Genomic DNA, 21,099 nt, shown 5'->3' on the forward strand with positions numbered 1-21,099 from the left:
AAAGAGGATGTGACGCCCGGCGTGCAGGGGGAGCACGGGGGATCCCGGGTCGTCACATCCGGTAACGAGGCTGGGGCTGGGAGCGCTCGTTACATGTTGTGGTCGGCTGGATCCTTGCGGACATCGCCGACATAGAGAATGACCGTTTCCTTGCCGAGGTTCTTCCACCAGTGCGAGGTACCGAAAACCTCCGGGCGGAGGTCGCCGGCCTTGTGCACGATTGGGTCGATACAGTTGGAGGCGTATTCGACGATCTCGCCCTGCTGCACGAAGATCAGCGCCGGGCGATCGTCGTGGCTGTGCCAGGGGACGATTCCGCCGGGCTCGATCGTCAGTTTGCGGAAGCGCAACTCGCGGCCCTCGATATGCGCCGGCTGCTTGCCAAGATCGATCGAGCCGAGTGTGACGTCGGTTACGCCCACGGGCTTGTAGTCGACCATCGGCTGAGCATTGGGCTTGATCTTGTTGGCCGGACATTCACCCGCGAACACCGATTGCGTGCTGAGCGTGAGCGCGCCGACAAGGGCAGCTCCGGTGATCGCATACGATAGCTTGAAGTTCTTGAACATCGGGAGGTCTCCTGTGTTGGCCGTAACCTCGGTGGTTGCCGGCTATTGGTGGAGGTTGGCTGAAATTGAGAGCACGTTGAAATGCTGTCTGTCTCTCGAAACGATAGCGGATCGCTATGCGTGCCCGTGCATGTGCTTGATGTCGGCCGAAAAGGTCGGATAGGCGTAGACGTTCTCGCGTAGTTGCCTCGCAGTGATGCGGAACTTGATTGCGAGGCCGAAGACGTTGATGAACTCCTGGCCGGCATGGCCGACGAAGTGCGCGCCGAGGATCAGATCGGTGGCCCGGTCGACGATTATTTTCGACCAAGCGACGGTCTCGGCATATGATTGAGACGAGAACCAGTCGCGCATGTCGTTGACGTGCACATCGATGGCCGAACTGGTCTGCCGTGCTGCCTGTTCGGTCAAGCCGACAGCAGCCAGCGATGGCACGGTGTAGACTGAGGTCGCGACGCCCGCGTAATCGGGCGCGTGACGCGGTCCGTCGACGATGTTGCGGCCCACTATCTCACCTTCGTAGGTCGCGAGCGGGGAAAGTTGGGGCGAGACGGGAACGGCATCGCCGCATACGTGGACCCGAGGGTTTGAAGCCGACCTCAAGTAGCGATCTATGACGATGCGACCGTTTATTTGCTCGACCCGGCCTCTCGCCAAATCGAGCGCTTCCACGTTGGCTATCCGGCCGACGCCGTTGACGACGCGATCCGCTTCGTGCGCCTGTTCGATGTCGCCATCCGTGAAGACCACCCGGAGCCGATGGCCGACCTGCTCGATCCGCTGGACCTTGACGTCAGTCCTGATCTTGATGCCGATGCGTTCGCTTTCGGCGTGAAGTTGCGCGACAGCATCGGAGTCCGTGGCGGGGAGGAGCTGCGGCAGGGCCTCCAGAACCGAGACCGCGGTGCCAGCCCGGGCGAAGACATGCCCGAATTCCAGCGAGATTACGCCGCCGCCGATGAATATCACCGAGCTCGGCAGTTCACGTTCGCTCAATAACTCGTCTGAGGTGATCATGTGCTCGGCGCCAGGAATCTGCAACGGCCGCACCTTGGACCCCGTGGCAACTACGATGTGCTTGGCCTGCAGCAGGCGGTCGCCGACCTCGATGGTGTCGGGGGCAACGAAGACACCCTTACCTCTGATAACCTCGACTTCTCGGCGCGCCATGGCGCGGGCGAGGTTGGACGGAATGTCCCTGATCATCGCCTTCTCACGATCGATCAGTGCGCCCCAATTGAGCCGGGGCTTGCCAACTGCAATATGATGAACAGACGCGCGATCAATATCGTGCAGAGCCTGGCCCGCAGCGACCAGGATCTTCTTCGGCGTGCAGCCGCGGTTTGGACAGGTGCCGCCTAGTTCACGCGGCTCGATCATCGCGACCGAGAGGCCGGCGCGCCGGACAGGGCCGGTCACGCCGATGCCGGCGTTGCCGCCGCCCAGGATCACCACATCGAATATCTCGCTGGTCATGGAACGGCCTCTACTGCTTGATCAAAGTTTCGCTTGGGTATCCGGACGGCGCATTCCGAGCCGCGCCGGGGCGATCGGCGGCTACTTCGTTGTGATCGTCGAGGTAATCGACTTCACGACCATGGTGGCCATTTTGAACTGCGCCTCGCGATTGTGGATGTTGTGCCGCTTGGCGATCCAGTCGAAGTCGGTCCACACGGCCCACAGGTCGCCATTCTCATCCTGCGTGAGGAGCAGGCGAACAGGCCAATCGAGGCCGGCATTGGGATTGGCGGTAATGAACTGGGTGCCAAGCGGAGGATTGCCGAAGATGAGCAATGTCGAAGGCCGAAGCTTGATGCCGGCATCCGCGGCAAGTCTCGATTGGTCGACCTCAAGGAAGAATTTGATGCCCTTGGTGGAAATGTCCGCCTTGATGCGGCTGATCGCTTCGGGCATTGACACCGCGCTCTTCACCCGGACGATGCCATCGTCGCTGTCTGCCCGCGCGAGCGAGGTCGCAGCGGCAAGGACGAGGCAGCATAGCAGAAGAGAGGTGGCGACATTCGCAATGCGCAGGATGATCTGACGTTTCATGGGTCTTTCTCCATGGATGGGAAGCTTGGGATCACACGAGGATGGACAGGCTCCTCAAGGAGGTGAAATGCCGTCTGGCTCTGGAGCCGATAGCTCCGCGCTATCGCGGCGCGATAGGCGCCGGCTATCGAACCGATTGGGGATCGGCATTTCCGTTTGACAGGGATCGGGCATTCGATGGACGAGCGCCCCTTGCGAGGCGAACGAAATGCCGAATAATAGACCTCACTTTTGCCGGAGCGGAAAATGACATCCCTTTCCCCAGCCGACGCAGAACGGCTCAAGCTCGCCTTCCAGCGCTGCCGTGACATGGAGGGGACCCTGAACGAGCAACTTCGGGCTTATGCGAAAGCCGGCCGCGATATATTTCCCGCCTACGGCGAGGCGGTCGACCGCCTCGTCGCGCGACTAGCCGAGAATGGTGGGGGAGAGAACGCGCCTCGTCCGGGTGAGGTGATGCCGAGATTCGTGTTGCCCGACGAGAACGGACGCCTGGTCACGCTGGGCTCGCTGATCGCGCGCGGCCCCGTGGCCGTCATGTTCTTTCGAGGTCATTGGTGCCCTTATTGCCGGCTGAACGTCAGCGCGGTGATCCAGGCGCAGGATCGTATCGAGGCGCTGGGCGCGCAGATCGTTGCCATCATGCCGGAGACGCAGGAATATACTGAGCAGTTCAAGGCCGAGTCCGCGGCACCCTTCCCAGTATTAACCGATCTCGACAACGGTTATGCGCTCTCCCTCAATCTGGCGATCTGGTTGGATACGGAGATCCAGGGACTGCTGTCCTATCAGGATATGGCGCGGTTTCACGGCAATGACGGCTGGATGCTGCCCATCCCGGCGGTCTTCGTCATTGGGCGCGATGGCGTCGTGAAGGCTCGCTTCGTCGATCCGGATTTCCGCAAGCGAATGGAAATCGACGACTTGCTCAAGGCGCTGGAAAGCGCGAGCGGTGAGAATTGAGCTTTGGCTAGGCGCGTGCCCACAACTGGATTGCCGCACGGATCAGTGCGTCCATATCTGCTCGACTCCAGACAGCAGGGCAATGACGAACATGTCCCAACCGCTGCTTGGGGCCAATACCTGACATGTGCTCGTCTGGACCCAATTTCAAATAGCTGATCTTGTTCAGCCTCAAATAACGGTGTTGCATCGTGGATGCATTCGTCCGGACGCCGCCCTTGAAGTACCGGCGTTGGATATCATGCAACTTCTCGTTCAGCCTTCGGTTCTGCTGGTTGCGCATCCCGATCGGCGGGCGCTTTGATGCGGAACCAGGCGACGTATAGCGCGGGCAGGAACAAAAGTGTCAGCACCGTACCGACGATGATGCCTCCCATCATCGCATACGCCATCGGCCCCCAGAATATCTCGCTCGCAATCGGGATCAGGGCGAGGCTGGCCGCCAAAGCCGTCAGCATGATCGGCCGCATCCGGTGCTCGGTCGCTTCCACGACGGCGTCCCATGCGTGCCGCCCTTCGTCGCGCAACTGCTCGATCTGCACGATCAGGATCACGGAGTTGCGGATCAAGATGCCGATCAGCGCCAGCACCCCGAGAATGGCGACGAAGCCGAGCGGCGCCCGGCTCGGCAGCAGTGCCGCCACGACGCCGATCAAGGCCAGCGGAGCAACTGCAGACACCAGGAACAGCTGCTGGAAGCTCTGCAGCTGCAGCATCAGGATCGTCGCCATGATGAACAGCATCAGCGGCACCACGGCGACGATCGGCGCCTGGCTCTTGACGCTCTCCCCAACGCTGCCACCGGTCGCCACCGAATAGCCGGCTGGCAATCTTGCGGTGAATGCCGCGAGTTGCGGCTTGAGCTGATCGACGATCGTGGCCGCCTGCACTGAATCCAGAATGCCCGCCTTCAGCGTAATGGTTGGCAGGCGTGACCGCCGCCAGATCGTCGGCTGCTCAATTTCGTAGCGCAGCGTAGCCACGGCGGCGAGTGGCACTGCCTGACCACTGGTGCCGGTTAGTTGCAGATCCCGCAGCGTTTCAATCGAACGGCGTTCGGTGGCCTTGGCTCTCCCGAGCACCTTGATCAGGTAGATATCATCGCGCACCTGGGTGACTGTGGTGCCGTCCAGCACGCCGTTCAGCGCCGTCGCGATGTCCTCGGAGGTGACGCCGAGCTGCCGCGCCTTGTCCTGCAGAACATCGACCTTGACGACGCGCGCAGGCTCTGCCCAGTCGAACACCACGTCGCCGAGATGCGGATTGCTGCGCAGGACGCCTGCCAGTTGTCGGGAATACTCCCGTACCCCGGCGATGTCGGGACCGCTCATACGGAACTGCACCGGCCGGCCGACAGGCGGCCCGATCTCGAGCAGCTTCACGAAGGCGTCGGTACCCGGAAACGTCTTCTTCAAATAGGTCTGCAGCTCAGCCTTGACGCGATCCCGCGCCTCCAGGCTCTTGGTGACGATGACGATCTCACCAAATGACAGGTCGGCCGGCTGCACGTCGAAGGACAGCACGAAGCGCGGCGCGCCTCGCCCCACATAACTCGACCAATGATCGACTCCCGGATTGCCCTTGAGCGCCTCCCGCTCGAAGCGAGCTATCTGCGCATCGGTTTCGGCGATCGAACTGTTCTGCGGCAGGCTAAAATCAACAATCAGTTCGTCCCGATCGGACGCCGGAAAAAACTGCTGCTGCACGAAGCCCATGCCGGCGAGCGACAATCCGAACGCCGCAAGCGTGGTCGCGATGGTCGCCCAGCGCCAGCGCATGCAGAAGCCGAGCAGACGAGAGAAGCCGAGCTCTAACCGGCCCTTGTGCCCATGGTGACTCTTCATTGCATCCGGCAGGATCGTGACGCCCAGCAACGGCGTGAACAGCACCGCGACGATCCACGACACGACGAGGGACACCGCGATGACGACGAACAGCGTGAAGGTGAACTCGCCTGCATTGCTGTTGTTCAGCCCGATCGGAATGAAACCGGCGACGGTGACCAGCGTTCCGGTCAGCATCGGAAACGCGGTCGAGGTGTAGACATGGGTCGCCGCCTTCTTTAGCGTATCTCCGACCTCCAGACGCGCCACCATCATCTCGACCGCGATCATCGCGTCATCCACCAGCAGGCCGAGCGCGATGATCAGCGCGCCGAGAGAAATGCGCTGCAGCGAGATGCCGGCGGACGCCATGACCAGGAAAGTAATGGCGAGCACTAGCGGAATCGAGATCGCAACCACCAGACCAGCCCGCATCCCCAAGCTAAGGAAGCTGATGGCAAGCACGATAACGACGGCTTCGAATAGCGCCTTGGTGAAGCCGGACACCGCGTGATCCACGATGACCGGTTGATCCGACACCAGATGCACACCGACCCCGATCGGCAGGTCGGCCACGACCCTGGTCATTTCTTTTTTCAACGCGGCGCCGAATTCCAGCAGATTGGCGCCGGCCTTCATGCCGATCGCGAGCCCGATCGCAGGTTCTCCGTTAAAGCGAAACAGGTTGGATGGTGGATCGGCATAGCCGCGCGTGATCGTGGCTACATCGGTGAGCGGAAAATACCGGTCGTTAACCCGAAGATTGACCGCCTTCAGGCTGGCCTCGGACGTGAAGTGTCCACTGACGCGCGCGCTGATCCGCTCCGGCCCCGCCTGCAGAACGCCCGAGGGCGCGATTGCATTTTGCTCTTGCAACGAGGTCAGGATCGCGCGTTCATCGAGCCCCAGTGCAGCGATCTTGCGGGTGGAGAATTCGAGATAGATGACTTCATCCTGCGCGCCGATGATATCTACCCGGCCGACATTCGGCACGGTCAGAACCTTGGAACGGACATACTCGACCCGGTCGCGTAGCTGACGCTGGCTCAGCCCGTCGCTTGTGAACGCATAGATGTTGCCAAAGACGTCGCCGAACCTGTCGTTGAACGTTGGCCCAATGACGCCTTCTGGAAAGTCGCCTTTGATGTCGTTGATCATGTTGCGCACACGCACCCAGGTCGGAACCACGTCCCGCGCCTTGGTGTCATTGCGAAGATTGACGTAAACGGTTGTTTGTCCCGCGACGGTCAGACTCTTCGTATAGTCGAGCGATTCCAGCTCCTCGATCTTCTTCTCGATCCGCTCGGTGACCTGACGCGTCATCTCCTCGGCGGACGCGCCGGGCCATTGAGCCTGAACCAACATGGTCTTGATGGTGAACGCGGGATCTTCCTCGCGCCCCAATTGAATGTAGGAAAAAAGCCCGGCAGCCATGAACGCGATCATGAAATACCAGACCAGCGAACGATGCTCGAGCGCCCAATCGGACAGGTTGAATGACTTCTTCACGGCTTGGCTTCCTGATCGATGCGGACCTTCTGGCCGTCTACAAGGCTGTGCACGCCCGCGGTCACCACGCGCGAGCCTTCCTCGATGCCAGCGACGATGCGTGCGCCGCTGCGATCGTCCGCCTCACTGGTGACCTCGCGCAATGCCACCGTGCCTTTGGATGGATCTACCAGCCAGACCAGCGTCTTGCCGTCTTTGACGAGAATGGCTGACACCGGCAGTCGGAGCGTCGGATGGCTACTGATGACGGGTGTCATCACCGTCGTCCCCAGCCGGAATGTCGTGGGAGGATTGTCGAGCGTGATACGGACGCGGCGTGTGCGCGTCACGGCGTCGGCCTGTGGCGCGATCTCGCGGATCCGGCCTTCGGCCCGGATCGCGGGGTCGAGTTGAAGGCTGACCGTGAATGGCTGGCCGATCTGCAACGTGGAGGCCACGTCGTCGGCGACATCGATCACGGCTTCGCGGATCTCTGGGCGCGCAACCGTCACGACGGCTTGGCCGGACGACACGACCTGGCCGACCTCGGCGCCAACCGCGGTAACGACGCCAGCGAATTCCGCCTTCAATTGGGCGTAGCCAAGCTGCTCGCGCGCCTTGGTCAAATCGGCCTGAGCGCGGACCAAGGTCGCCTGCGCAGAGGCGGTGGATTGCTCGGCGCTTTCCATATCTGCCTGGCTGATGACCTCGGTCTTGAGCAGCGTACGCTGGCGTTGCTCGAAACCGCTGGCGTTGGTCAGCTTGGCCTGGCTGCTCGACACGTTTGCAATCGCGGAGCGTACTGCGAGCTCAAGCGAGGTCGGGTCGATCGCTGCAACGGTCTGTCCCTTCTCTATCGTGTCGCCGATGTAGACCGGGCGCGCAATCAGCCGTCCCTGCACGCGGAAGCTCAGATCGGTTTTGTACTGCGGCTCTACGGTGCCGACGACGACGCCACCTTCGGCTTGGCCCGGCGTGACCACAGTCGACAGCACCGGGCGCACAGGTGCAGGTGCGGCCGCTTCGTCCTGGCATCCGGCCGCCGCAAAACAGACGCTCAGCACTGCACTGACACGAATTCCGCGTTTCATCATGCCCCGCCCTCCCGGTCGAATGTCACCGCTTGTCCGGGGCTGAGCAGCTTGCCGCCGTCGGTGACTACGCGATCACCGGGCTGCAGCCCGCTCTTGATCACGATGATTCCGGACTCATAGTCATCGACAACGATCGGCTTCAGCGAAACCGTGTTGCTTGCGGAGTCAACGATCCAGACCGCAGGCGCGGTGCCGGCGGCGGTCAGCGCGCTCCAGGGCAGAACGATACGATTCTTTGGCTTCCAACGCACCGTGCCGGTGACCGCGCTTCCCAGCGTCATCGCTGCAGGCGGATTGTCGATCGCAATCTTGACTCGGACCGTCGCCGTCTTCGGATCGATGGTCGGGGAGACCTCGCGGGCACGCCCCTGAGCCTTGAGGGCCGGATCAGACACCAGCGTCAAAATGATGTCGTTACTCTCCGGCTGCCTGAAGAAAATCGACTCATACACATCGAACACGGCATCCCGGGCGCCGTCCTCCGCCAGCGTGAATGCCGACTGCGCTGCCTGCGCGACTTGGCCGACTTCGATATTGCGTGCTGTGATCACTCCCGAGGCCCTGGCGCGCAGCTCGGTATAGCTCAAATTGTCTTTCGCGGTGCCGACCTCGGCCTTGGCGGCATCGAGCGATGCCTCCGCCGTGCGCAACGCCTCTTGCGCCTCCTCGAACGACGATCGCGTGGTGAAGCCCTGCGCAATAAGGGTTTTTTGTCGAGTGAAGGTGGCGGAGGTGACGCGGACCTCGGTTTCGGCGCCGGCCACCTTGGCGATTGCGGCATCGAGATCGGCTTGCTGCTCGGTCGGATCGAGGCGCGCCAGTACATCACCGGCGTTCACATGGGCTCCGACATCCACCAACCGCTCGATCACTCGGCCGCTGACGCGAAAGGAAAGTTCAGCGCGGACCCGGGCCTGAACGTCACCCGTCAGCGTGGTCGACCCCTGCCGATCCTGGAGCCGCACCGTTTCGGTTCGAACCGGCGTCGGCGCCTTGGACGATCCGTCGTTCCGATCGCTACAGCCCGACAGCGAGACCGCAACTGACAAAAAACAGGCGATTGGGAAGCTGCGTTGCGGGCGAGATCTCGAGCAATAGCGGACGCGATGAGCCATGGCGACTCGCTCAGGTTGGCGAGACAAGCTGAACTGCCCCGTTACGTACCGTGACACGGATCGCATTGGATGCCACCTATCGTTGGCGTGGCCTCTTGTGCTGCAGTGGCGCACGGTGCGGTCCGTCGGCAACTGCACCGACGGTCCGGCCGGCAAACTAGTAGCACGGTGGATAAGGGTAATATCCACATTGGGGTCGGGCGTAATACGCTCCGGCGGTGGCAGCACCGACGCCTACGACAGCGGCACCGCGCGCTACGGGATGACGATGGACGTGATGGACGTGGCCAACGCCGGGACGACCGACTCCAACGCCGGGGCCACCGACCCCACCAAACCCACCTCCGGGACGCGCAAATGCGTCGGAGGAAACAGTCACAATAGATGCGCCGCCGAGTAGAACGGCCGCAAGTAAGACGCTTCGATGAGACATGATAGTGCCTTTCCCGAGCTAAACGTCTTCAAATAATCGCTGCACCGCGAGCCTGTCGGTATCCGCAACGCGGTCGAACAATTCCGAGTCTGAAATTTGCCGAGCCCGGCGCGAAAGCTTCGCCGGGCTGATAGCCAACTCATTCCGAGAGGTTGCGGTGTTCGTGGCCATATCGGTCGTGGCCACCTCGCGCTCCTGGTCGAGTTACTTTTTTCTTGGCGAGAAGACTAAAAGCGTCGCGCCATCCGATCCAGTGTACGCGGGTAATGATCAGTGTCGAAAAGGTAAAGAACGCTATACGTCGGTATAGCTCCGATCTTTTCGCGCGGCAGAACATGTGGCCCGGGAAGCGGTGACCAGGCTTGTTTGACGGAGGCCGCAGATACGATGGTTGTGTTCAGCGAACGCCGGGGCTCTTGAGTGCCTCGTCCAGGCATCGGATCAGGCATTCAGCATTGAAGGGCTTGCTCAGGAAGCCGATCGCTCCAGCTCCCAATACGCGCGCGCGAATTTTCTCTTCCGAAAACGCGGTTACAAAAACAATCGGCGTATGGCAGCCATCGGCTATCAACCGATCCTGCAGGTCGGCTCCGCTCATACCTGGCATGTGCAGATCGGTGATCAGGCACGATGAGCTCTCAACGCAATCAGACCGCAGGTACTCCTCAGCGGAAGCGAAGGTAGCGGCGGTGTAACCCAGCGACAGAACAAGGGCCTCCGTGGCCTCTCGATTAGGTTCGTCATCGTCAACAATGGAGATCAACGGAACCTTCAACTTCCGGCGTCCTTGCTGGGGGGCTCCAAGGCGCATCGCGCCACTGTGCATTGGGAAGCGGAAGGAACAAAGGCTGATGGAATATACATAAGTATATGTTATTTCGGCTTACGGCGAACGCCCAATGTCTCTGCCATCAGCACTAACTCGGCGAGCGATTTTGCGCCCATCTTTCGCATAATGCTGCCGCGGCGGACTTTCACCGTGACTTCGCTGACTCCAATCTCGTGGGCGATCTGCTTGCTCATCAGACCGGAGGCCACGAAGCCCATGATCTGCTGCTCGCGCGGCGTCAGGGAATCGAAATTCAACTTCAATCTGGAGGCATCGCTAGCGTCCTTGCGTCGGTGCCGGTCCTGCTCAAGGCCGGCCCGTACTGCGTCCAGCATGTCCTGGTCACGAAATGGTTTGGGCAGAAACTCAACCGCGCCGGCTTTCATGGCCCGCACAGTCATCGGTATGTCGCCGTGGCCGGTCATGAAGACGATTGGAATTTGAACGTTCGCCCTGGCCAGTTCCGCTTGAAAATCCAGTCCACTCGGTCCGGGTAGCCGGACATCAAGCACCAGGCAACTGGCGACGTCAGGACGCTCGCCCGCAAGGAACTCCGGGGCAGAAGCGAACGCCTCGACCTGTAATCCGACCGATTGAAACAAGCTGCTGAGTCCCTCGCGCATGGCGTTGTCGTCGTCGATGACAAAAACGACCGACTGGCTCCTGAGATCGTCGTGCTTCATGCGCCGTCCACCCTCCCGATCGGCAGAACGACTCGAAAAACTGCGCCGTGTGGATGCCCCGGCGACGCCGAGAGGTTTCCATGATGAGATTCAACGATCGACCGGCAGATCGCGAGGCCCATTCCCATGCCCTGGGGCTTCGTCGTAAAGAACGGGTGGAAAATGCGGGCGAGGTTCTCTTGATCAATTCCTGGTCCGGAGTCCTCTATGCTGATTAAGACGTCGTCAGATTTGGTGATCGCCGATCTTATTCGCAGTGTCCGCGCACGACCGTTGACCGTTCTCATCGCCTCAATCGCATTTGCAACCAAATTAGCGACAACCTGCTGGAGTTGCACCCGGTCCGCGAACACCGGCAACGGCTCCGGGATCAGCTCAGTCTCGACCAGAACCTGATCGCTTCGCAACTCGGAATCCAGAATCGCGAGTACTTCGCGGACTAACTGGTTTACGTCCAGTGGCGCCTTTTCCCGGCTATCGTTCTTGAACATCGCTCGAATGCCATTGATGACTTGGCTCGCCCGATTGCCCTCCCTGACGACGCGCTCGAGCGCGACGCGCACTCGCTCGAGATGATCCGGCGTTGGATTCGACAGCCAGCGCAGGCCCGCACTGCCATTTGTTACGATTGCCCCGAGCGGCTGATTGATTTCGTGTGCGATCGAGGCCGCCATCTGTCCGACTGCGGTGAGGCCTCTAACCCGGGCAAGCTCAGCCTGCGTCGCCCGAAGTGCGGCCTCGGAGCGTCTGCGAACGAGCGCTTGGGCCATCACTTCTCCAAGGACTTTTATCCGCGCGATGAACTCCTCCGGCCATTCCCGACTGGATTGGAACGCAACAAAAGCGATCATCGCAACGATGTTGCCACCCACGGCCAGCGGAATTAAAAGCTGCGGGACAATGCCGCGTTGGCGGTAGTGTTCGTCTACAGCTGCACGTATCTCCGCGGGATAGTCCTCCCAAGAGCGGAACGTAATGGTACGTCCTGAGTATAGCTCTCTTTCAGCCCATTTTCTGAAACCCGCGACTGGGCCACGCGGTACCGCTTCTAAACCTTCGGCTGCTGCCGAGCACAGAATGGTAAGATCGCCTCCGTCGCTGAACTCCCCAAAGGTACCGCGAGCGAAGCCGAGAAATCTGAAGAGTTGCCTCAGCGCGGTTTCGATTTCCGCGACGACCTGGCCAGCGCCAACGTTAGCGAAGCGGGCGGAGAGATCAGAAAGCAGCCGTTCAAACGCCAGGAGTTCGTCCAGCGAAGGTTCGGCCGTGCGGCTCTTCAAGGCCACCTTCTTGCCGCGGGAAACTGGCTCCTTCTCGGCGCCCTTTACCAGCACTCTCCCCCTCATGGCAGGCCTCCGCCTGAAACCGCCCGCCTCAAAGTCGTGTAGCGGCGAATTGGCATAAAGAGATTACCACCTACTGGCCTTTAAGCCTATCGCCCGGAAGGTGCTCCCAACTGGCATCAAGCGGCAGTCCGACCGCTAGGCCTGTCAGGTCCGGTTTTACTTCGAGAGCGGCCTTTGCGGTCGCTCATGGGCAGTTTCCATAGGTCTACAAGCTTGGCGCCATTGGCAGCAGCTCTGTCACGCTTTGCATCGAGTGAGCTTTCGGGTGCGCGATTGGTGATCGAACATGGTCAAACTCAGCGGCGAGACTATGGACACCGCTGATACGTCTTGAGGCCGCTGAAATTGGGGCCCGCCGAAATCTTGTTCGTGTCGTCGGGCCGGATGACCAGATTGGATTCCGACCAGCCCTGCTGCTGCGTGCGCTTGTTCGGGCAGCGCAAATGGGCGGAGTAGATAGCACCTTGCAGGCCAGGGGTTTCGCTCACCCACATTACGCTGCAGTTCCCGGCGGGGCCGGCGTAAGTCTTGGCTGCTAGGGCGACGCCGGATTTGTCCGCGCCGTTGCAGACATCCGCGCTCGTCGCCCATGATCCCCGCAGTGCTTCCGGGACCGACCCGTGCCGTTTTACGCCGGCGATTGCTGCCTGCGATGAGATTGCGATCAAGATGACGAGAGGAATAGCGGTACGCATGACACACCCTCTTGCTGGTCGGGACATGGACGGGCCGGGCGCACAATTGTCCCAAGGGCGCGCCGACGCAGCAGTTCGGGCTTCCGGACTTGAACTTCCGTATTGGAATCAGACGCGGACCCTAACCTCCTCAATGTTGGCCGGATGCCGAAGCTCAAAGCCACCGACAATCCCGCGCCCACAATCAACCTCCGCAGCGTCTAAGAAGCAGGGACGAAGAATGCTTTCACTAAAGCATCATTCACTTATTGATTTGGATCAATAGAGCCAGGGTGTTTCCGGCGTGGGCACGACGTCTGTTCAGGGTCAACGGACTAAACCGCTCGCGCGGTAGGACGCCGCGGCCATATCCGACCTATTGATCGCCTGAAGGTTGTTTGACGCGACTTAGCTCGATCACGCGGCATCGTCCTACGAACCCCATCGCGGTTTCCTCGTTTTGAGGCTTTCGGACGCCGGCCGCCGAATATGCCGCGCCGTCCTTCATGCGGCCGGCATCCGAAACCCTTCTCTGCTTTGCCGCCAGCAGCGGAAATTACCTCCATGAGCACACGCCATAGCTCGCTCGTGTCTCCGGAAACAAGCTGGGTCAGCTACCCTGCGATCGCTCGCCAATCGGCGCCTCTTAGCATCCGCATGACGGCAGAGGCCACTGCGGTACGTTGGCGTCCCGCAACGCCGTAGAGATTGACCGTGCGGCGGGCATCCAATCCCACCACGCCCGCGCGTTTGAGGTTCGCCGGGAGAGGCGACGTGTGCGGCACCATCGCGACGCCAATATCGGCTTCGATCAGCTCGATCAGATCGCGCTCACTGGAGATTTCGTGACTATGGTCGACGTCGATGCCGTGCTCGCGCAGTGAGGCCGCAATGCGTTTGGAATGCTCGCAATAGCTTCGGCTCAACAGCTGCTCCGTACGTAGATCATCGAACTCGATCTCAGCGCAGTCAGCGAGCCGATGGTCCTTGCTGACGACGAGCTCGAAGCTCTCCGTGAAGAGTGGCCAGGTATCGAGCCGGTCCCAGGCTTCATCGATCTCGGCCGCGATGCCGAGCTCCGCGTCGCCCTTCTTCAAGAGTTCGCCAACTTCCCGACTGGTGCCGCGCAGAAAACAATATTCGAGCCGATTGAACTGACGCTTGATCTCACTCAGGTGGGGGATGAGCAGTGCAAGATCGATGGAATGCGTCAGCGCGATGCGCAGCGCGCCGATCTCGCCGCTCTTGAACGAAGAGGCCAGCGAGCGGGCGCCCGCCGCCGCCTCGTAGCATTGTTTGAGCAGCGGATGCATGCGCTGCCCGAGCTCCGTCAGTTGGGCAGCCGGTCGCTCGCGGCGGAAGAGGTCTCCGCCCAGCTCGGCTTCGAGCTGCTTGATCGCTCGGGTGAGCGAGGGCTGCGTCACATTGCATTCCTCGGCAGCGCGCGTGAAATTGAGCTGCTGCGCCACCGCGAGAAAATAGCGGACCTGGTGCATTTCCATCGATCGGCTCCCCCGCAAGATCGGTTTGAACTCTAGCCGATCGGGGCCAGGAATGACATCCCGACGCCGATAGCGAGCGAGCATGGTTTCGGAAGCCAAACGGCATTTCCGGAGACTGGGAAAACCTCTCACAGTTCGCAAAGGCCAAGTCCGGCCACCAGACCTGCCATCGCTCAAATGAGAGGCTCGGATTATGAACATTCCCGTCAAGTTGCAGGATCAAACCGCCGCGCGGACGCTGGTCGGCAAGGTAGCGCTGGTCACCGGCTCGACCAGCGGCATTGGGCTCGGGATTGCGCGAGCTTTAGCGGCTGCCGGTGCCGATGTGGTGCTCAACGGTCTTGGGGCTCCGGAGGAGATTGGACGGACGTGCGAGCAGATCGTTGCGGATTTCGGGGTAGGGGCGAGCTATTCGCCCGCCGACATGAGCAAGCCAAAATCGATCGCTGAAATGATTGCCGCTACTGTCGCGCAGTCCGGCCGACTGGATATTCTCGTTAACAACGCCGGCATCCAGCATGTCGCGCCGCTGGAGCAGTTTCCGGTCGAAAAGTGGGACCAGATCCTCGCCATCAACCTGTCCTCGGCCTTCCATACGACCCGTCTTGCACTGCCCGCGATGCGGCAGAATGGGTTCGGCAGGGTTATCAACATTGCGTCTGCCCACGCGCTGGTCGCATCTCCCTTCAAGGCGGCCTATGTCGCGGCCAAGCATGGGATCGTCGGTCTGACCAAGGTGACGGCTCTTGAGACGGCGGAAGAGGGCATCACCTGCAACGCGATCTGCCCCGGCTATGTCTATACGCCCCTCGTGGAGGCCCAGATCGACGGTCAAGCCAAAGCTCACGGCATTTCACGCGATCAAGTCATCCGCGATGTACTTCTCGCCCAGCAACCCAACAAGCGCTTCGCCACGGTGGAGGAAATCGGATCGTTAGCGGTCTTTCTATCGACCGATGCGGCGGCTTCGATCACGGGCATAGCCCTCCCGGTCGATGGCGGTTGGACTGCTCACTGAAATGAGCAACCGTAACGAACTCCGCGGCTCTGCGAAGAATGACGAGAGCAAGCGTTCAGGGGAGCGAAAGATGAATGCGATGCAGGGAAATGCGGTCGAGGCCGCCAAGGTCCGGGATTTGCCCGGCCAAGTCGTGCTTGTGCTGCAGGGCGGCGGAGCGCTCGGCTCGTATCAGGCCGGGGTCTACCAGGCAATCCACGAGGCCGGCATCGAGCCTGATTGGATCATCGGGACCTCGATTGGGGCGATCAACGCCAGCCTGATCGCGGGCAATGAGCCGCAGAACAGATTGGCGAGGCTCAAGGCGTTCTGGAAGCGCATGGAGCAGAATCCGATCTGGAATCTCCGCACGGCCTTCCCAGACTTCAACGACAAGCTCTCGTACTGGGCGACGGTTACCAACGGAATCCCGGGATTTTTTCGACCCAATCCACTAGCTCACGCCGGGGATTCCTATCCGCTCGGCGCCGATCACGCGGGCTTCTATTCGACGGCTCCGCTCGAGAAGACACTGAGCGAACTCGTGGACTTCGACCTGGTGAATCGCTGCAAGCCGCGGCTCACGGTCGGCGCGGCTCACGTCCGGACCAGTCAGATGCGCTACTTCGACAGCCGCGACGGCGACCTGACGGTGAAGCACGTCATGGCCTCGGGAGCGTTGCCCCCGGCGTTCCCCGCGATACGGATCGATGGCGAACTGTATTGGGACGGAGGCATTCTCTCGAACACGCCCACGGAAGCTGTCTTTGATGATAACCCGCGCAAGGACTCCCTGATCTTTGCAGTTCATTTGTGGAATCCCATGGGGCATGAGCCCACGACCATGGCGGAGGTCTTCAACCGGCATAAGGACGTGCAGTATTCAAGCCGAATTGCGAGCCAAATCGCTCGACAGCAACAGGCGCATCGTTTGCGTCACGTCATCAATCAGCTTGCCTCACGTTTGCCTGAGAGCGAGCGAGCTGATCCTGCCGTTCGCGAGCTGACCGGTTATGGATGCCGCACCCGCATGCATGTCGTTCGTCTCCTTGCGCCTCAGCTCGATCGGGAGACCCATACGAAGGACATCGATTTCAGCCCGAAAGGGATCATGCGGCGCTGGGAGGCGGGCTACTCGCATACCAAGGCCGTCCTGGACCACAAGCCCTGGAGAGGTGAGTTCGATCCTCTGACGGGTGTCATTTTGCACGAAACGCAGGACGTCATGCCGATGGCGGCAGAATGAGCAGCCGAGGCCTCCTTTGAGCAGCCGCGCGCATTGAAAGGCCGACAGGCGCAAGTAGCATAGCCACCACCCAACGGATTTAGGGGACCTATGTTCCTGATTCCACGCCGCCACGGCTGATCCAGCCAGCGTGGCTCATTGGCGTTGACCCAACTGCAGCCGGACCGGTGCGACTCGGAGCAAGGCATACGCATTCGGCAAAGCGCCAGGTGCGGCGAGGTGGACCGCTTCCGAAGCAATGCTAGTGTCAACTAGAAGGCACCCCCAATGGCCCCTCGTCGGGTGACTGAAGGGCGACGTGCTGCAGTGCGTTATGTTTGGATCGTGCGCGAATGACCCGTGCTCCTCCGAATGTGCTATTTTTGCTGGGATTGACACCGTCAGGAGCTGTCGATGACATCGATTGACGAACGGCTTCTCGAAAGCAAAATGATTCAGATCGAGCAAGCCAGGGCTTGGAGTCCGCGGGTCATTTCGAAGTTCGAAACCCTGATCCGTAGCGGAGACGAGGTCAGTATCTTCCGCGCCAATCCCTTGGCGTTCGCTCGAGATCGCGGCGTGGGCGAACCGGAAGCCATCGACTTGTTCCTCCACGCTGCCCGCGCCGGACTGGTCGACCTACATTGGGACATTCTGTGCCCCCATTCCGGCCTGGTTCTGGAAAGCTTTGGCAAGCTGCGCGCACTCAGGAGCCATTTCGTCTGCGGGCTATGCGATATCGACGGTCAGACGGATCTCGACGACTTCATCCAGGCTTCTTTCTCCGTCTCGCCGCAGGTACGTCGCCTCGCATTGCACGACGTTGACAGCCTCTCGATCGAAGACCTGCATTGGAAGCTGAAGTTTGCGGACAGCGGGCGGCTGCCGGGCGGACAAACCCGGTTTGTCGATGTTCTGCGCACCCTAGTCTGCGGCATGACCTATCTACCGCCGGGCGTGACCACGACCCTGCAGGCCGACATCAAGCCCGGCGCGCTCTCGGGCGTCAACGTTCAGACGCAGGCTGGCTTCACGCTTCCCGTGGCGGACTCCGCTGTACCCTCGGCGAGCACTCCAACAATCGTTCGAATCACCTACGACGGGCAGCGCTTCACATCCGCTATGTCGGCCGTGCCGTCGGGGCCCATCGTCTTCGAGATCAGCAATACCGGCGCAAGGCGTGGCTCAGTGCTCCTGATCAACTGGCCACCTGAGATCGTAGCGATGCCGGAGAAGCCGACACTCGAGTTCGACCCCTACGTGTCCGGCGGCATGCTGCTGACGCGACAGACTTTCCGCAAGCTCTTCCGCTCCGAGCGTGTCGACGAGGAGGAAGGACTCGGCGTCCGCCAGGTGACCCTCCTCTTCACCGACTTGAAGGGGTCGACCGCGCTTTACGAGCATCTCGGAGATCTCAATGCCTATGCGTTGGTCAGAGAACATTTCGCTCTGCTGGACGCGGTCGCTCAACAGCATGCCGGTGCTATTGTGAAGACCATTGGTGATGCCGTCATGGCAGCGTTCTCCCGGCCCGTCGACGCGGTCGCGGCGGCGCTCGAAATGCTCCAGCGGATCGGCCAATTCAATTTCGAGCGAGATCAGCCCGCCATCATCCTCAAGATGGGAGCTCACTGCGGGCCCTCCATCGCCGTGACCCTCAATGAGAATCTAGACTACTTCGGCCAAACGGTGAATATAGCCGCGAGGGTGCAGTCATTTGCGGATGCAGGGGAAATCTGTCTCACTGAAGCGCTCTACACGGCTCCCGGCGTTCGCGAACTGTTGATAAGCCAGAATGTTCAAGAGTTCGACGCGCCATTGCGCGGCGTTGAGGGCAACGCACGAGTTTATCGCATCACCAGTCGATCGTAGCCAGTCCGCTCGAGCCGTGCAGTCTCGGCGAAGTATGCCGCGTCTTGGCAAGGACCTCAGGGTCCACGAGGAGCCTCAATCAAACGGAACGGCTTGCGCGATATTCTTTCCGGCGGGCTCCTGACGGGCAACGGATAACGCGGAATCTGCGGGCGGCCGTTTCACGATCGCTCGCCGATCCTTCACATAGGCAATCGGGACGCCGAGCCTTTCCACACGACCAACGATCTCTCCATCGAGGTCGCGATCGCAGTTCATCTGCGTTGGAGCTATGAAGAACTCCGACTCGTCCCATTCCGAGCGGAAGTCCCACCGCAACTGCGGAAGCGTGACCGAATGGTCAAAGGCCGGACGTTCTCCGCAAACGGCGACGGAATAGACCGCCGGCGGTTTGATTTCATCAAGGGGTACACTATCCCTGACGAACTCCTCGAGCTTACCGATCGCCTCCGGCATGCTGTTGAACCAGTAATCCAGATCGTAGCGGCGGAATGCTCCCGGAAGGCCTCCGACCAAAGCGTTGTAGGACAGGTTCTCGTAGGGGTGAAGCCTTAGCAGCGTAAGCCCCTCAGACAGAAAGGACGCGCAAACCACCGCAAGCGCCACTGAGGCCAGCCGGCGCCCCGGCAAAGCGAGCGCATCGAGGAGATGGCCGAGGCCCACGCCGGCGAGGGTCGCGAGCGGAGGAAGCACGAATAGGAAATGGCGCATGCCACTAAAGGCAGGGCCATGAACGAGCGCCTGGCAGGCCAACGGCAGCAGGACCATCATCGACAGCAATGCAACCTCCCGAGGCCGCACTACGCCTGGTTTGATGGGGTTCCAAACGACGGAAAGCATCGCCAACGCGGCACCCGCCTGGGTGATCAAGGGTACGCGGATGAGAAGGTAACCGGGGACATAGACGCGCGGCACGTTGGCCATCTCGTAGACGCGCCCGACAAACATCGTGCGGATCGAATACTGAAATTACGAGAAGGCAAAGAGGCCACGGATCGGATTGAGGGGCGACAGCGCAGCCCATGGCCAGGCCAGTATCATCAACGGATAGGCGACTCCCAGGGCGGGGCACATCTTCAACAGGGATCTGCCGGCAAGGCCAGGCGCGCCCTGCCGCTTTCCGCCCAGGGCAGATAGATCACAATTGCAAGCCCGAGATAGACAAACAGCAGCAAACCGTAGCTCCGCAGGCCGAGCGCTGCGCCGGCAAGACAGCCGAAGACCACGGCATCGAATATGCGAGGCGACGGCAATTGGCGAGACAAGCGGAGCAGGAACAGTGTCGCTCCGGCCATTGCGGCGGCAAACGGGATGTCCTTTGTGTGATTGAACATGGCGCCATACCACGCTCCACACAGTGTAAGCGCGACGGTCGCAATGAAGCCCGCGCGCGGTCCGGCGATTGAGCGCGCCGTGGCACCACTGACGGCAACGCCAGCGACACCCGTCATGGCGCAGAGGACATGGCGCACGTCGTAGATGTCGAGGGCGACGACGTGGCCGAGCCAGATCGCTATGACGTCGAACAGGCCTCCGTAGAGATACAGGTTTTCGAAGGTGAACACATCGCGCAGGCGGAATCCGCTTTGATAATACGCGATGATCAGTTCCCCGTAGTGGTGCTGCACACCTTCATCATTGGAGATGGCGTAATCCCTGACCGTGAAGCACGCGACAAACATGACCGCGGCAAGAAATGCCAAGCTTAGAAAGTCAAAGATCCTCGAAGGAGCGTTGGGGCGTCGTTCGCTCGCGGCAGTAGGTTCCGGTGCGTCGGCAACGGAGATCGGATCGTCCGCAACTCGCAACATTACATTTTCGCATGTCATGCATGACCCGTTCGATTAAAAGGCGAGCCGCAAATTCTTGTTTGGAAGGCATTCTCTCGGCGCTGCGTGGCGGTCCTTCCGTCACGATAGATCTGTTAAAGTTTGTGGCCCTTCTCCCGCAGCGACTGGGTGATCCGCTCTTTCATCTCGTCCGTAGCTTGGCGCGAGATTTCATCGCTGAGCTTTTGGTTAATCTCCGAGAGTTCGTGCGATTTTTCGATATATTTCTGGCCGGCCGGGCTACGATAGAACGCGTCGATGTCACGAAGTTCGTCCGCCGAGAAGATCTTGGCGTAGAGCGCCGCTGCACCCTCGATCATCGAGTTATCGTATTTCGATTGGTTGGCTTCCAAGATCGCCGGCACTGCGGCGTCGAAGTCTCGCTCGATCTCAGGACGGTCCTGGGACAAGATAGGTCGGAGCCTGAGCAAAATACCTGGAAGGAGAGACTTGTATTGGTCCGCGACCTTCAAGGTCACGGCCAGGCTTCTTGCTGCGTCCATTGCAGCTGGAGATGAAGTCTCGGCTTTCGCAACCCCTATTGCGAGCAACGTTATGCCAATGGCAATCATCAGGCTCTTGTACATCCTTGACTCCTCGCCTTT

The 21,099-nt window shown here is 60.6% G+C and carries 19 protein-coding genes; 4 read left to right on the forward strand and 15 right to left on the reverse strand.

Annotation, left to right across the window (positions count from 1 at the left end):
- Nucleotides 1–89: 89 nt before the first annotated feature.
- The 3 genes from BM222_RS31180 to BM222_RS31190 form a co-directional block, all read right to left on the reverse strand.
- Complete coding sequence (locus BM222_RS31180) at nucleotides 90–569, reverse strand: cupin domain-containing protein (RefSeq protein ID WP_092236962.1); 480 nt, start codon at nucleotides 567–569, stop codon at nucleotides 90–92.
- A 114-nt stretch (nucleotides 570–683) separates the two neighbouring features.
- A complete protein-coding gene (locus BM222_RS31185; protein WP_092236965.1) occupies nucleotides 684–2,045 on the reverse strand; it encodes a dihydrolipoyl dehydrogenase family protein in 1,362 nt (453 codons plus the stop codon).
- 81 nt (nucleotides 2,046–2,126) lie between these two features.
- On the reverse strand, nucleotides 2,127–2,621 hold the full coding sequence (locus BM222_RS31190; RefSeq protein WP_092236968.1) for a DUF302 domain-containing protein: 495 nt from the start codon (nucleotides 2,619–2,621) through the stop codon (nucleotides 2,127–2,129).
- A 246-nt stretch (nucleotides 2,622–2,867) separates the two neighbouring features.
- On the opposite strand from BM222_RS31190, the gene BM222_RS31195 reads away from it, so the two are divergent.
- The gene (locus tag BM222_RS31195) at nucleotides 2,868–3,584 is read left to right on the forward strand and encodes a peroxiredoxin-like family protein (RefSeq protein ID WP_092236971.1); all 717 of its coding nucleotides are present in this window, start codon (nucleotides 2,868–2,870) and stop codon (nucleotides 3,582–3,584) included.
- 239 nt (nucleotides 3,585–3,823) lie between these two features.
- Here the strand turns inward: BM222_RS31195 and BM222_RS31200 are convergent, their stop codons facing one another.
- The 9 genes from BM222_RS31200 to BM222_RS31240 form a co-directional block, all read right to left on the reverse strand.
- Complete coding sequence (locus BM222_RS31200) at nucleotides 3,824–6,916, reverse strand: efflux RND transporter permease subunit (RefSeq protein ID WP_143106112.1); 3,093 nt, start codon at nucleotides 6,914–6,916, stop codon at nucleotides 3,824–3,826.
- Nucleotides 6,913–7,986 carry an efflux RND transporter periplasmic adaptor subunit gene (locus BM222_RS31205; RefSeq protein ID WP_092237062.1) on the reverse strand — a complete coding sequence of 358 codons (1,074 nt, stop codon included), beginning with the start codon at nucleotides 7,984–7,986 and terminating at the stop codon, nucleotides 6,913–6,915. Before BM222_RS31205 ends, BM222_RS31200 begins: the two co-directional genes overlap by 4 nt.
- Nucleotides 7,986–9,104, reverse strand: a complete 1,119-nt coding sequence (locus BM222_RS31210; RefSeq protein WP_092236974.1) for an efflux RND transporter periplasmic adaptor subunit — start codon at nucleotides 9,102–9,104, stop codon at nucleotides 7,986–7,988. Before BM222_RS31210 ends, BM222_RS31205 begins: the two co-directional genes overlap by 1 nt.
- Nucleotides 9,105–9,555: 451 nt before the next feature.
- Nucleotides 9,556–9,723, reverse strand: coding sequence for a hypothetical protein (locus BM222_RS41480; protein ID WP_177243574.1), 168 nt, complete (start codon nucleotides 9,721–9,723; stop codon nucleotides 9,556–9,558).
- Nucleotides 9,724–9,934: 211 nt separating this feature from the next.
- The gene (locus tag BM222_RS31220) at nucleotides 9,935–10,312 is read right to left on the reverse strand and encodes a response regulator transcription factor (RefSeq protein ID WP_244547331.1); all 378 of its coding nucleotides are present in this window, start codon (nucleotides 10,310–10,312) and stop codon (nucleotides 9,935–9,937) included.
- A gap of 98 nt (nucleotides 10,313–10,410) precedes the next feature.
- On the reverse strand, nucleotides 10,411–11,049 hold the full coding sequence (locus BM222_RS31225; protein ID WP_092236980.1) for a response regulator transcription factor: 639 nt from the start codon (nucleotides 11,047–11,049) through the stop codon (nucleotides 10,411–10,413).
- On the reverse strand, nucleotides 11,046–12,383 hold the full coding sequence (locus BM222_RS31230; protein WP_177243575.1) for a sensor histidine kinase: 1,338 nt from the start codon (nucleotides 12,381–12,383) through the stop codon (nucleotides 11,046–11,048). Before BM222_RS31230 ends, BM222_RS31225 begins: the two co-directional genes overlap by 4 nt.
- A 320-nt stretch (nucleotides 12,384–12,703) precedes the next feature.
- The gene (locus BM222_RS40470; RefSeq protein WP_143106113.1) at nucleotides 12,704–13,090 is read right to left on the reverse strand and encodes a hypothetical protein; all 387 of its coding nucleotides are present in this window, start codon (nucleotides 13,088–13,090) and stop codon (nucleotides 12,704–12,706) included.
- A gap of 593 nt (nucleotides 13,091–13,683) precedes the next feature.
- Nucleotides 13,684–14,571 (reverse strand): LysR family transcriptional regulator, encoded by an 888-nt coding sequence (locus BM222_RS31240; protein WP_092236987.1) that lies wholly within the window; start codon nucleotides 14,569–14,571, stop codon nucleotides 13,684–13,686.
- 193 nt (nucleotides 14,572–14,764) lie between these two features.
- Between BM222_RS31240 and BM222_RS31245 the strand changes: the two genes are divergently transcribed.
- From BM222_RS31245 to BM222_RS31255, 3 genes are all read left to right on the forward strand, one after another.
- A complete protein-coding gene (locus tag BM222_RS31245; RefSeq protein ID WP_092236991.1) occupies nucleotides 14,765–15,589 on the forward strand; it encodes a 3-hydroxybutyrate dehydrogenase in 825 nt (274 codons plus the stop codon).
- A gap of 70 nt (nucleotides 15,590–15,659) precedes the next feature.
- Nucleotides 15,660–16,814 carry a patatin-like phospholipase family protein gene (locus BM222_RS31250; protein ID WP_502690959.1) on the forward strand — a complete coding sequence of 385 codons (1,155 nt, stop codon included), beginning with the start codon at nucleotides 15,660–15,662 and terminating at the stop codon, nucleotides 16,812–16,814.
- Nucleotides 16,815–17,207: 393 nt separating this feature from the next.
- Nucleotides 17,208–18,665: an adenylate/guanylate cyclase domain-containing protein gene (locus BM222_RS31255; RefSeq protein ID WP_092236995.1), complete on the forward strand. Its 1,458-nt coding sequence runs from the start codon at nucleotides 17,208–17,210 to the stop codon at nucleotides 18,663–18,665.
- Between the two features lie 75 nt (nucleotides 18,666–18,740).
- Here the strand turns inward: BM222_RS31255 and BM222_RS31260 are convergent, their stop codons facing one another.
- From BM222_RS31260 to BM222_RS31270, 3 genes are all read right to left on the reverse strand, one after another.
- On the reverse strand, nucleotides 18,741–19,613 hold the full coding sequence (locus BM222_RS31260; RefSeq protein WP_092236998.1) for a hypothetical protein: 873 nt from the start codon (nucleotides 19,611–19,613) through the stop codon (nucleotides 18,741–18,743).
- Nucleotides 19,614–19,741: 128 nt separating this feature from the next.
- A complete protein-coding gene (locus tag BM222_RS31265; protein ID WP_143106114.1) occupies nucleotides 19,742–20,476 on the reverse strand; it encodes a glycosyltransferase family protein in 735 nt (244 codons plus the stop codon).
- Between the two features lie 113 nt (nucleotides 20,477–20,589).
- Entirely contained in the window at nucleotides 20,590–21,081 is a 492-nt protein-coding gene (locus BM222_RS31270) for a DUF2059 domain-containing protein (RefSeq protein ID WP_244547332.1), read from the reverse strand.
- Nucleotides 21,082–21,099: the final 18 nt, after the last annotated feature.

This window comes from Bradyrhizobium sp. Gha (assembly GCF_900113735.1).
Taxonomy (GTDB): Bacteria; Pseudomonadota; Alphaproteobacteria; order Rhizobiales; family Xanthobacteraceae; genus Bradyrhizobium.

What these genes read in the sequence shown, in the direction of transcription:
- BM222_RS31180 (WP_092236962.1), bottom strand. Translation starts at nt 569, where the DNA reads ATGTTCAAGAACTTCAAGCTATCGTATGCGATCACCGGAGCTGCCCTT.
- BM222_RS31245 (WP_092236991.1), top strand. Translation starts at nt 14,765, where the DNA reads ATGAACATTCCCGTCAAGTTGCAGGATCAAACCGCCGCGCGGACGCTG.
- BM222_RS31255 (WP_092236995.1), top strand. Translation starts at nt 17,208, where the DNA reads ATGACATCGATTGACGAACGGCTTCTCGAAAGCAAAATGATTCAGATC.
- BM222_RS31195 (WP_092236971.1), top strand. Translation starts at nt 2,868, where the DNA reads ATGACATCCCTTTCCCCAGCCGACGCAGAACGGCTCAAGCTCGCCTTC.
- BM222_RS31265 (WP_143106114.1), bottom strand. Translation starts at nt 20,476, where the DNA reads ATGTTGCGAGTTGCGGACGATCCGATCTCCGTTGCCGACGCACCGGAA.
- BM222_RS31205 (WP_092237062.1), bottom strand. Translation starts at nt 7,986, where the DNA reads ATGAAACGCGGAATTCGTGTCAGTGCAGTGCTGAGCGTCTGTTTTGCG.
- BM222_RS31240 (WP_092236987.1), bottom strand. Translation starts at nt 14,571, where the DNA reads ATGGAAATGCACCAGGTCCGCTATTTTCTCGCGGTGGCGCAGCAGCTC.
- BM222_RS31185 (WP_092236965.1), bottom strand. Translation starts at nt 2,045, where the DNA reads ATGACCAGCGAGATATTCGATGTGGTGATCCTGGGCGGCGGCAACGCC.
- BM222_RS31250 (WP_502690959.1), top strand. Translation starts at nt 15,660, where the DNA reads ATGAATGCGATGCAGGGAAATGCGGTCGAGGCCGCCAAGGTCCGGGAT.
- BM222_RS31225 (WP_092236980.1), bottom strand. Translation starts at nt 11,049, where the DNA reads ATGAAGCACGACGATCTCAGGAGCCAGTCGGTCGTTTTTGTCATCGAC.
- BM222_RS31210 (WP_092236974.1), bottom strand. Translation starts at nt 9,104, where the DNA reads ATGGCTCATCGCGTCCGCTATTGCTCGAGATCTCGCCCGCAACGCAGC.
- BM222_RS40470 (WP_143106113.1), bottom strand. Translation starts at nt 13,090, where the DNA reads ATGCGTACCGCTATTCCTCTCGTCATCTTGATCGCAATCTCATCGCAG.
- BM222_RS31190 (WP_092236968.1), bottom strand. Translation starts at nt 2,621, where the DNA reads ATGAAACGTCAGATCATCCTGCGCATTGCGAATGTCGCCACCTCTCTT.
- BM222_RS31260 (WP_092236998.1), bottom strand. Translation starts at nt 19,613, where the DNA reads ATGTTTGTCGGGCGCGTCTACGAGATGGCCAACGTGCCGCGCGTCTAT.
- BM222_RS31270 (WP_244547332.1), bottom strand. Translation starts at nt 21,081, where the DNA reads ATGTACAAGAGCCTGATGATTGCCATTGGCATAACGTTGCTCGCAATA.